General features: G+C 36.5%; 10 protein-coding genes and 1 pseudogene. 7 read left to right on the top strand and 4 right to left on the bottom strand.

The genetic code is table 11. The features are described from left to right. Nucleotides 1-275, bottom strand: a pseudogene (locus tag A2530_RS09100) (flagellin); the annotation flags it as partial. 179 nt (nt 276-454) lie between these two features. On the opposite strand from A2530_RS09100, the gene topA reads away from it, so the two are divergent. The 5 genes from topA to A2530_RS09075 are packed head-to-tail and all read left to right on the top strand — an operon-like array spanning nt 455 to nt 5648. Then, nucleotides 455-2680 (top strand): type I DNA topoisomerase, encoded by a 2226-nt coding sequence (gene topA, locus A2530_RS09095; protein ID WP_294882871.1) that lies wholly within the window; start codon nt 455-457, stop codon nt 2678-2680. A 4-nt stretch (nt 2681-2684) separates the two neighbouring features. Then, nucleotides 2685-3209: a YfcE family phosphodiesterase gene (locus tag A2530_RS09090; RefSeq protein ID WP_294882874.1), complete on the top strand. Its 525-nt coding sequence runs from the start codon at nt 2685-2687 to the stop codon at nt 3207-3209. Beyond that, nucleotides 3202-4047, top strand: coding sequence for a biotin synthase (locus A2530_RS09085; protein WP_294882877.1), 846 nt, complete (start codon nt 3202-3204; stop codon nt 4045-4047). The genes A2530_RS09090 and A2530_RS09085 overlap by 8 nt, the downstream gene beginning before the upstream one ends. Before the next feature lie 17 nt (nt 4048-4064). Beyond that, nucleotides 4065-5225: a cation:proton antiporter gene (locus A2530_RS09080; RefSeq protein WP_294882880.1), complete on the top strand. Its 1161-nt coding sequence runs from the start codon at nt 4065-4067 to the stop codon at nt 5223-5225. Between the two features lie 39 nt (nt 5226-5264). After that, nucleotides 5265-5648: an AMMECR1 domain-containing protein gene (locus A2530_RS09075; protein WP_294882883.1), complete on the top strand. Its 384-nt coding sequence runs from the start codon at nt 5265-5267 to the stop codon at nt 5646-5648. Here the strand turns inward: A2530_RS09075 and A2530_RS09070 are convergent. Next, nucleotides 5629-6582: an NAD(P)-binding domain-containing protein gene (locus A2530_RS09070; protein WP_294882885.1), complete on the bottom strand. Its 954-nt coding sequence runs from the start codon at nt 6580-6582 to the stop codon at nt 5629-5631. The two genes, A2530_RS09075 and A2530_RS09070, sit on opposite strands and share 20 nt — an antisense overlap. A gap of 135 nt (nt 6583-6717) precedes the next feature. On the opposite strand from A2530_RS09070, the gene A2530_RS09065 reads away from it, so the two are divergent. Together A2530_RS09065 and asnB are read left to right on the top strand one after the other, a co-directional pair. Then, nucleotides 6718-7308, top strand: a complete 591-nt coding sequence (locus A2530_RS09065) for a class I SAM-dependent methyltransferase (protein ID WP_294882888.1) — start codon at nt 6718-6720, stop codon at nt 7306-7308. Further along, nucleotides 7308-9113 (top strand): asparagine synthase (glutamine-hydrolyzing), encoded by a 1806-nt coding sequence (asnB, locus tag A2530_RS09060; protein WP_294882890.1) that lies wholly within the window; start codon nt 7308-7310, stop codon nt 9111-9113. Before A2530_RS09065 ends, asnB begins: the two co-directional genes overlap by 1 nt. On the opposite strand, the gene A2530_RS09055 is transcribed toward asnB, so the two are convergent. Then, nucleotides 9105-9767: a carbonic anhydrase gene (locus tag A2530_RS09055; protein ID WP_294882891.1), complete on the bottom strand. Its 663-nt coding sequence runs from the start codon at nt 9765-9767 to the stop codon at nt 9105-9107. The genes asnB and A2530_RS09055 overlap by 9 nt on opposite strands. An 88-nt stretch (nt 9768-9855) precedes the next feature. After that, complete coding sequence (locus A2530_RS09050; RefSeq protein ID WP_294882892.1) at nt 9856-10737, bottom strand: cyclopropane-fatty-acyl-phospholipid synthase family protein; 882 nt, start codon at nt 10735-10737, stop codon at nt 9856-9858. Nucleotides 10738-10751 lie beyond the last annotated feature (14 nt).

The raw sequence follows: 10751 nt of genomic DNA, 5'->3' as shown, positions 1-10751 counted from the left end.
ATTCTTTTCATGATATTGCCATACTCTTCCATAGCACCGTCAGCCGTTTGAATAAGACCGATACCGTCGTTTGCGTTTTTAATTGCTTGACCTAAACCTTGAGACTGAGCAGAGAGTTTATTTGCGATAGCCAAACCTGCAGAATCATCAGCAGCTTTATTGATGCGAAGACCTGAACTCAAAGAGTTAAGACTTTTATCAAGTCCCACATTGTTCATAACCGAATTTCTATGTGCGTTCATCGCACCTATATTTGTATTTATTCTAAATCCCATCTTAAATCCTTTTCGGGTAAGAGCCTTTTGCTCTTTTAAAAAATTTCAACAGCTTCCATGCTGAATACTACTATATCGTCAATGCAAAATTTTACTTTAACGATATTTTCATTATTTATACTTTTTTTGATACACTTCCAAACTTAAAACAACTATACTACTATATATAGGAAAACTATTTGAATTTAATTATCGTCGAGTCACCTGCTAAAGCAAAGACTATTAAAAACTTTTTGGGCAAAGATTATGAAGTCGTTGCATCTAAAGGACATATAAGGGATTTACCTAAATCCCGCTTTGGAATCAGTGTGGATGAAGAGAATCATCTTGTACCTGCGTACAGCGTTGCAAAAGAAAATGCTGCAACCGTAAAAGAGATAACGGCATTAGCTAAAAAGAGTGACACGATATATATAGCGACCGATGAGGACCGCGAAGGAGAAGCAATAGGATGGCATATAGCTCATGCGATAAAAAAAGATCCGCAGACACTTCCCCGCATTGTTTTTCATGAGATAACAAAAACTGCAATAAATAATGCCCTTTTAAATGCAAGAAAAATTGACATGAACATGGTAAACGCACAGCAAGCACGCCGTATCCTTGACCGTGTCGTAGGATATAAACTCTCTCCGCTTCTTAGTTCAAAAATACAAAAAGGGCTTTCAGGAGGACGTGTTCAATCCTCAACTCTTAAACTTGTCGTTGACCGTGAGAGAGAGATAAGAGCGTTTGTTCCCGTTGAGTATTGGAGTATCGATACGATTTTTAAAAAAGATATAGAAGCTACTCTAATATCGCACAAAGAAGATAAGCTCTCAAAACTCTCTATTACAAACAAAAATAGTGCAGATGCTATAACGCAAAGCGTAAAAAACGACTCATTTATTATCTCAAGTATTGAAACAAAAGAGAGAAGAAGCCAAACACCTCCACCGTTTATGACTTCAACTCTTCAGCAAGTTGCTTCAAGCAAACTGGGTTTTACTCCTAAAAAAACTATGATGGTAGCACAAACTCTTTATGAGGGCGTAAAAACACCAAGCGGAACAAGCGGTGTTATTACCTACATGAGAACAGACTCTCTAAATTTAGCACATGAAGCACTTAGCGCTGTTCGCGGCGTAATTGAGAGCAGATTCGGCAAAAAATATCTACCAGACGAGCCTAAAGTATATAACAAAAAAGCAAAAGGTGCGCAAGAGGCTCACGAAGCTATCCGACCAACAATGTTGCAGTTTACTCCGGAAGTAGCATCTTCATTTTTAAAACCCGATGAGATTAAACTTTACCGTCTAATTTATGAGAGATTTATGTCATGTCAAATGAACGATGCCGTTTTTGAGCAACAAAGTATTCTCTTTAGCAGTAAAGAGAACGAATACAGAGCAAGCGGGCGAAAACTAATATTTGACGGTTTTTATGCACTTACCGGAGCTGAGGACAAAGATAAACTTTTACCTGTGTTAAAAGAGGGCGATACGATAGATATACAAAGTATCAAACCTGAGCAGCATTTTACTGAACCGCCTGCTCGCTACTCTGAAGCTTCTTTAATTAAAAAGCTTGAGTCTGAAGGCGTTGGACGCCCTTCAACATATGCTCCGACTATTGCAACCCTAAGCGGACGTACATATGTGACTATCGAGAAGAAACAGATTATTCCAACGGATATGGCATTTACGGTTACCGAAATACTGGAGAAAAATTTTGCAGATATAGTAGATATCTCTTTTACTGCAAATATGGAAGAAAAACTTGATGAAGTAGCCGAAGGAATCAATGATTGGCAAAAACTTCTAAGTGATTTTTATTTTCCGTTCTCAGAACAAGTAGAAGATGGCAAAAAAAATATAGTTTCACTTAAAATGGCAAAACCTCTGGGTCGTGCTTGTCCTAATTGCGGAGAAGAATTGCTTCTTCGCTCTGGAAGATTCGGAGAGTTTATAGCATGCAGCGGTTTTCCAAAATGTAAATATACAGAACAAGTCGAAGGTGCAGAGAATAAAACGCAAGAAAATACAGAGCCAAGCGGAGAAGTTTGCGATAAGTGCGGCAAGGATATGATTGTAAAAAGCGGTAGAAACGGGCAGTTTTTAGCATGTAGCGGCTACCCTGAGTGTAAAAATACTAAAAGCATAAATATTGAAGAGAAGATAAGTACAACTCCATGTCCTGAGTGTGGCGGAGAAATAAGTCTTAAAAATTCAAGAAGAGGAGCTTTTTGGGGATGTGCCGGTTATCCTAAATGTAAATTTATCTCTAAATTTGAACCTACTACTATAAGGTGTAAAGCTGAAGGATGCGGCGGTGTTTTAGCCCAAAGAGTATATAGAGGCAAAGATGTTTATGAGTGTATCAAATGTAAAACCCGAACACCTATAGAAGAGATACCTGCTAAGTAATATTATGAAAATAGGCATACTATCAGATACACATACAAAAGCTAAAAAGACTCTGCGTGCAATTGACACTCTAATAAAAAACGGTGCAGAATTTATAATACATGCAGGTGATATAGTCGAAGTTGAGACTCTTGAAGCGCTTCATAACAGCGGCGTTAGGTATGTCGCGGTTTACGGTAATAACGATTCGCATCTAGCTGAGCATCATGAGAGATTTAATTTAGTGCAAGAACCTCACTACTTTAAAATAGCAAATACAAAATTCAAACTTATGCACCTTCCCTTTTACATGTTGCCGGATGCGGAAGTCGTTATATACGGTCATACTCATCAATTTTCTATAGAGTTTTTAAACGACACTCTTTTTTTAAATTCTGGCGAGGTGTGTGCAAGAAACAAACCTCTATCAGAGTGGGCAATGCTTGAAATTAAAGAGGATGAATTTTTGGTTACAAGATACACAAGAGCAAATAAAAGCGATGAAATTAAAGAAGAAGAGTTTCGATATAAACGAGAATCAAATGATTAAAGAGATTTTTTTATGTTCTATCTGTAATATAAACAGCGGTACATGTAACGAGGATTGTAAGTTTTGTTCTCAAAGTGTTAGGTATAAAGCTGATATAGAGCGCTATAAACAAAAAGATATGGCTCTTATTTTAAAAGAAGCTATCTCGGCGAGAAACAACGGAGCGCTTGGTTTTTGTCTTGTTAGTTCGGATAAGGGGCTAAATGGCAAAACTCTTGATTTTGTATGCAGTGTTGCTGAAGTTTTAACTAAAGAGGTGCCGCAACTTCGCCTTATAGCTTGTAACGGAACGGCAACAACTGAGCAGCTTTTAACTCTAAAGGCAGCAGGCATAAAAGCATACAATCATAATCTTGAAACTTCAAAAGAGTTCTATCCATCTATCTGTACAACTCACTCTTGGGATGAGAGATATGAGACATGTAAAAATGTAAATGAAGCAGGACTAGTTCTTATTAGCGGTGGCATATTCGGACTTGGAGAGAGCCAAGATGATAGAATCTCTATGCTTGAATCTCTAAAATCTCTAAACCCATCGTCCGTACCCATAAATTTTTATCATCACAATGAAGCTTTAGAGCTAAAACCAAACTCGCTGAGTGTTGATGAAGCATTAAATCTTATAAAGCTCTCTCGCGAAATGATTCCTGAGGCACAAAGAATAATGGTTGCAGGAGGAAGAGAGATAATGTTTGGAGATAGACAAAATGAGATTTTTGCTTATGGAGCAAACTCTATTGTAATAGGAAATTATCTTACTACAAACGGACAAGATTCAAGCAGAGATTTAGAGATGTTAAATTATCTCAACTTGAGTGTTGCAAAAAAAGTAAAATAGATTATAAGGAGAGATAGATGAGTGAAAATGTCGTACTAATCATAACAATTTCGCTTATAATCGTCTCTTCGCCTTTTTTTGCAAAACTTTTAAGAATCCCTGTTACGCCCGTTGAGATTATCTTTGGCGCAATTTTAGGTTATTTCGGTTTCTTACATGAAGAGCATCTTTTTAGAATAGTCTCTGAGTTTGGATTTTTATATCTGATATTTATAGCCGGAACAGAGATAAACCTCAAAAACACACTCAAAACTCCCAAAGATTTGATAAATAAGGTAATTATATATATCATCCTTTTATACGCCTTTTCTATTGCTCTCTCGCTCTATCTCAACCTCGGAAAGATATTTATAGTTCTTCTGCCGCTCATCTCGGTGGGGCTGATTGCCACTCTCTCAAAAGAGTACGGAAAAACTCCATGGCTTTCAATATCAATGACCGCAGGAGCTATAGGCGAGATTGTGAGCATAGGATTCCTTACGCTTACCTCTTCTGCGCTTCATTCCGGTCTTGGCTTCGCACTTGCAAAAACAATATTTGCGCTTGCCCTGTTCTTGCTGTTTATGTTTTTGCTATTTCGTGCAATGGAACTTATATTTTGGTGGTTTCCTGAAGTTTCAACATCTTTGATGCCACATGAGGACAACAAAGAGCAGGACATAAGACTCTCAATGGGGATATTTTTTCTTCTTGTAGGAGCCATGCTCTATTTGGATTTAGAACTTGCCTTTGGAGCATTTTTGGCAGGTATCTTTATACCTACTTTTTTTGAACATAAAAAAGAACTGCCAGAAAAGCTCTCCTCTTACGGTTTTGGATTTTTAATACCTATCTTTTTTATTCACATCGGAAGCTCATTCAATCTCGAAGCTCTTTTTATGGACGGTCTTATAGTCAAAGCTCTCTTTATAACAATAGCCATGACTGCTATGAGAGTTATAGCATCACTTGTATTTATCAAGGAGCTTCGCCTTATAGACTCTATACTTATGGGACTCTCCCACTCTATGCCGCTAACACTTTTAATTGCGATGGCAACACTCGCCTTTCATGCGAAAAGCATAGATGAACTCCATTACTATGCGCTTGTCCTAGCATCTCTTTTTCAAGCAATCTCCATAATGATAGTTATTAAACTGATAAACAATTACAAACTTAAAAAAGAGCATTTAAAATAGTGTATAATATAGCAGAGTGAATATAATAGGGGGTTTTGAATGTCTCGTTCCGTTTTACTGCAACTTGCTCGCGACTCCATACAAGAAGTTTTAGAATCTGCAAGAACGATAAACAAAAGAAAACTTTTGGACGAGCATCCTCTTTTAAACGACAAAATAGCCACAACGGTAAATATTTATCTTGATTCTAAATTAAGAGGCTCATCATCAACAAAAATTCCATCCTTCTCACTGCTTGAAGATATTATAAGAAATGCTAAAATAGCCGCTTTTGAAGATAAAAACTTTACACCGCTCACGACTTCCGAGTATCTTCACTCTGAAATAGAGTTGATTATCACTACTCAAGAGGGTATTATGAGCGAAAAAGACCCCTCTATTCTTAGAAATAAAACCCCTCTTCCTAATGATGCTTCTGAATAAAACAAGCTATCGCATATCCGTGATTTAGTCCAAGAGCAATACTTCCGCCGGATTCTTGAGTTATGTCGCCTGCAACAAAAAGACCTTTGATATTTGTCTCATAGTTATCGTCATGAACAGGCCTTCCGTCCTCTTCATTTATTCCTGAATTTGCCAAAAATGCACTCGGAGTCGTTCCGCCTATCGCGTAAATAACTCTATCGTAAACGCGAGGTTCTATATCGCTAAAGATTACTTTTACTTTATCTCCTTCAACCGCCTCTAGCGAGTCTATATCAACTCCTAAAATAGCCTCTACCTCTTTATGCATAATGGCATTTGCTATATCTCTTTGATTTGTCGGGTTTGCACGTCTAAAGGTCTCTCTTCTGTAACAAATTGCTACCTCATTGGCAACGCTTAAATCAACGGCGTACTCTATAGCGCTGTCTCCGCCGCCTACTACCAATACTTTCTCGCCGCCCATGCAGTCATCAAGCGTATATCCTACTCTTTTTCTTATTTCCGGCGGTATCTTATAGTCGGGTTTATTAGGCTTGCCCATTCTTCCTATCGTAACTACTACATATTTAGCGGTTATACTTTTTCCTGCCATAAAAACCTCGAAATAACCGTCCTTTTTCTCTATACTTTGTACTTCTACATGTGTTTGAAGTTCAACCGAATGGTTATTTAAAATCTCGTCAAAAAAGTCTAGAGTCGTCTCTTTTGTTCCGTCAACAAAATAGATTCTGCCGTCAAGCTCAACTTTTTGACCCTTCCAGTCTTTATCTACTCTTTTGTTATCTTTATAATATTTTCGTATGGTGGAGTTATGATTTTGATCTTTTTCCAATAAAACTATATCTCTTATCCCTTGCATATAACTCTCAACCGCAGTAGCGATTCCGGCTGGTCCTGCGCCTATGATAGCAAGATTGTACATGTGACTCATAACAACTCCTTATTAATAACTGCGGCTATTTTACCACACCAAAAAAGAATCTAAATATAATTTATATTATAATTCAAAAATTAAATCTATTATTTTGGAAAACTATCTTATGAACTTCTTTGGTACTCTTTAATTATGTCCCGTGTCGATAATGAAAAATTTTATTCAACCGCAATAGACAAATACGGCATTACTGCAAAAGGGGTAAACTGGCACTCAAAAGAGTCTCAAAAAATAAGATTTGATATTATTTTAAAGATGCTGCCAAATAATATAAATAAATACAGCATAGCGGATGCGGGATGCGGATTCGGTGATTTATACATCTACATGTTAAAAAAGAAAAAAGCCCCAAAAGAGTATATCGGTATAGACTCTCTGATTGACATGTACTCTATCGCTTCAAACAGAACAGGGTGTAAAATTGTACTGGCGGACATTTGCAAAGATACGCTTCCGATGAGCGATTACTATATTTGTAGCGGCGCTATGAATGTTCTTGATAGTTTTGAGACTCATCTGTTTATGCGAAACTGTTTTACTTCATGCAATGTCGGTTTTATATTTAACATCCTTCACGGCGAACAAGAAAGCGAAACATACAACTATCTTACAACAGCGCAAATAGAGAAGATTGCAGCCGATTTGGGCGTTAAAAAAGTAATCTTTAAAGATGACTATATGCAAGGTGATATAACAGTCCTTTTTCTAAAAGAAACTATTTAATGTGTGCTGTTTTTGGCATAATCGGGGAATATGACGAAAAAGTCGCAAAAAAAGCACTAGCACTTTTAGCTCACAGAGGACCCGACTTTTGCGGTCTTATTCAAAACAAAAACCTTTTTTTTGCACATCAAAGATTAAGTATAATAGATACTGATTTTCGCTCAAATCAGCCTCTTTCTCATGAGAAAATTTTACTCTCGTTTAACGGGGAAATTTACAACTTCAAAGAGTTAAGACAAGAACTTACATGTGAGTTTGAGTTTAAAACAAACAGTGATAGCGAGGTTATAATCGCCGCATATTTAAAATGGGGAGTGGAGTTTGTATCTCATCTTCGCGGAATGTTTGCCATAGCCCTGCTTGATGATAAAACACTCTATCTCTTTCGCGACAGACTGGGCAAAAAACCGCTCTTTTATATGCACAAAAAATCTTTTATATTTGCTTCGGAGATAAAAGCGCTTGTACCTTTTTTAAACAAAATAGAGATGGATGAAGATGCGCTCCTTAGTTATCTCTCTTTTTTAGCTCCCACACCGCCCTTTACTTTTTTTAAAAATATCAGAAAATTAGCAGCGGGAGAGTATCTTACATTTAAAGATAACAAAATAGAAATAAAAAGATATTTTGATTTGCTTGATGCAAAACCAAATCTTATAACAGACAAAAATGAAGCGCTTTACATGTTAGAAAATCTGCTTGAAGAGTCGATAAAAATCAGACTAAACTCTGATGTACCGATGGCTTCGCTTCTCTCAGGCGGAATAGACAGTGCGGCTATAAACGCCTACTCGCTAAAAAACGGTGTAAACTTACAGACTTATACACTTGGCTACAAAGATTTTGCAAAATATGACGAGAGGCAAAATGCCAAAGAGAGTGCAGAACTTTTAGGAGTAAAAAACAGACAGATAGAAATATCTCAAAATGAGTTTTTAGATGCTATGGATAAGACGCTTGACACACTTGACGAGCCGTTAAACGACCCTGCTTCAGTTCCTCTGTATCTGCTTTTTGAGCATATTAAAAAAGAGGGTTATAAAGTCGTATTAAGCGGAGAGGGAAGTGATGAGCTATTTTTAGGATATAGACAATATTTTGAGTTTCTAGACATTGAAAACCTAAAAAAACTCAAAAACAAAAATTGGCTAAGCGGCTATTTTCACTCAAACTTTTCAATGAACAGAGAGTGGGAGAGATATAAAAGAGTTTTTGACGATACCCTGCTCTTTAGAACCTCCGGCGAAAATTTTACCGATTTGCAAAAAAACGTCTCTATGCGAAGAAATGTAAGAGACAATGAGTCATTAAAATATCTAAAAAGTTACAGAGATAGGTTTGAAAACTCTCTACATGTAGATGAGAGTATCTGGTACAGCTATATAGATTTGCATCTTTTTCAAGCAGAACACTTCTTGACAAAACTAGACCGCGTAAGCATGGCTCACGGCGTCGAATCGCGAACACCGTTTTTAGACCATAAACTTTCATCTGCCGTCTTTAGCATTGACCCTAAATTGCGCTATGAAGACGGTGTTACAAAAGCACTTTTAAAATCAATATTAAAACCACATGTAGATGAAAAGATACTCTCTCGCAGAAAAAAAGGTTTCTCAAATCCATACATGGAGTATCTCATAGAGAGTAAAAAGATAAATCTTATAAAAGAGGTAAATGAGCAAACTGGTATTTTTAAAAGAGAGATTTTAGAACAGCATATACAAAAAGCCTCATCGGGAGGCTTTAAACAACATATCTGGGGTTTATATGTTTTGAGCGTATGGATTAAAAAATATCTACTCTGATTTCTCTTCCCTAAGTGAACTAAGAGGAACAAACTGTGAAATTTCAGGGTCGTAATACTCTATTTCACCGCTCTCTATATCATATATCCAGCCGTGAACCGATATTTCGTTGCTATCGATTCTTGTTTTAACAGATGGATACGTTAAAAGATTTTCTATCTGGGAAATTACCGATAATTTTTCGGTTAAACGATATAAAATATCTTTATCGGCATTTAGTCCAAGAGCCAGCAGAGCTTGAGATTTTGCACTGTCTCCAAGAGTAAGCCATGTTTTAGTATGAACCAGTTCCGGGTCGTCTGAACAGCTTTTATTGTGGATAGCCTCTATCGCTCCGCATTTTGTATGTCCGCATACTATTATATTTTTTACTTTTAAAACACTGACTGCGTACTCTATCGCCGATGCGGTCGAGTGAAAATCCTCATCTGGTTTATAAGGAGCAACAAAATTCCCTATATTTCTAACTACAAACAAATCCCCCGGCGCGCTATTCGTCATCAAGTCCGGTACGACTCTTGAGTCAGAACAACCTATGTAAAGAGCTTTTGGCGTCTGACCTTTTTCTGCAAGCTCTAAAAATTCTTTTTCATGAGCTTTAAAATAGCTCTTTTGAAACAGTTCATTTCCTAGCATCAGATTATAATTGTCCATATATAAACCCTCAGAAATTTAATTTCAAAAGTATATCCCAAAACAAACAACATAAATGAAATTAGTTAAAGATATATATGGGATAAGTTTAGACTATTTTTCTAGCCGTTAAAAATAGATAATCCTTGCCTGTAACCGTTACTCTGTATCTCTTTTGCTGAAGATATTTTTTACAAAAATGTATATCTTTTAGAACTAAACTAAGTTCACTAAAACCGTAGTTGGGAGCTTTTGCTCCATAAATCATTTCACTATCAATCCATCTGCAGTTTGGAAATCCAAGTATCATGGCTCCGCCGTTTTGCAGATGATTTTGATATATGGACATAAACGTAGAATTAAACTCAATATTTGAACTTTGAAGCGTACCTATTGATATTATCAAATCAAACTTACCCAAATCAAGCTCATCAAGCTTATTTATATCATGGCATATAAACTCTACATTATTTGTATCTAAAAAATTTTCTCTAGCATACTCAATTGCAGAAGATGAGTAGTCAATCCCTACGAAGTTGATATTTTTAAACTCTTTACATGTAAGCATATTTTCTATGACTTTAAACTCATCGCCTCTGTTTACGCCCAGATTTAAAACTCTTTTTTTACTCTTAATATCTATAAATTCCAACGCTTTTTGATAATGGTACAAAAAACTAAACTGCATGGTTTTGTCAATATTAAAAAACTCACTCTCTACACCGTATTTTTCACTGCCGCTATCACTTTTATGAAAAGAGTTCTCGGTATCGAGTTTTTGGAATCTTAAAAGAGTAGTTGTCTCATCTTTTTTTATCGGTGTTAAAAGTTTCATAAAAAATAGCTGTGCCAAATCCGCATAGGCTTTATATCCAATGCTATCAACATCGGAGTCCAAAACCTCAACCTCTACTATTTCTTTGCTGCTAATCTTCAGCATTTCAAAGCGGTTTAGAACTTCAAAAGATTTTTTTCCTCTTAAATCAAGCATAACAATCCTACAAA

This window comes from Sulfurimonas sp. RIFOXYD2_FULL_34_21 (assembly GCF_001830805.1).
GTDB lineage: Bacteria > Campylobacterota > Campylobacteria > Campylobacterales > Sulfurimonadaceae > Sulfurimonas.
Note: the sequence above shows the minus strand (reverse complement) of the source record. Positions and strands in the feature narration are given on the sequence as shown.

Bases quoted from the DNA above. Each gene is read 5' to 3' on its own strand.
- A2530_RS09050 (WP_294882892.1), bottom strand. From the start codon at position 10,737: ATGCTTGATTTAAGAGGAAAAAAATCTTTTGAAGTTCTAAACCGCTTT.
- A2530_RS09090 (WP_294882874.1), top strand. From the start codon at position 2,685: ATGAAAATAGGCATACTATCAGATACACATACAAAAGCTAAAAAGACT.
- A2530_RS09075 (WP_294882883.1), top strand. From the start codon at position 5,265: ATGTCTCGTTCCGTTTTACTGCAACTTGCTCGCGACTCCATACAAGAA.
- A2530_RS09065 (WP_294882888.1), top strand. From the start codon at position 6,718: ATGTCCCGTGTCGATAATGAAAAATTTTATTCAACCGCAATAGACAAA.
- A2530_RS09080 (WP_294882880.1), top strand. From the start codon at position 4,065: ATGAGTGAAAATGTCGTACTAATCATAACAATTTCGCTTATAATCGTC.
- A2530_RS09070 (WP_294882885.1), bottom strand. From the start codon at position 6,582: ATGAGTCACATGTACAATCTTGCTATCATAGGCGCAGGACCAGCCGGA.
- asnB (WP_294882890.1), top strand. From the start codon at position 7,308: ATGTGTGCTGTTTTTGGCATAATCGGGGAATATGACGAAAAAGTCGCA.
- A2530_RS09055 (WP_294882891.1), bottom strand. From the start codon at position 9,767: ATGGACAATTATAATCTGATGCTAGGAAATGAACTGTTTCAAAAGAGC.
- A2530_RS09085 (WP_294882877.1), top strand. From the start codon at position 3,202: ATGATTAAAGAGATTTTTTTATGTTCTATCTGTAATATAAACAGCGGT.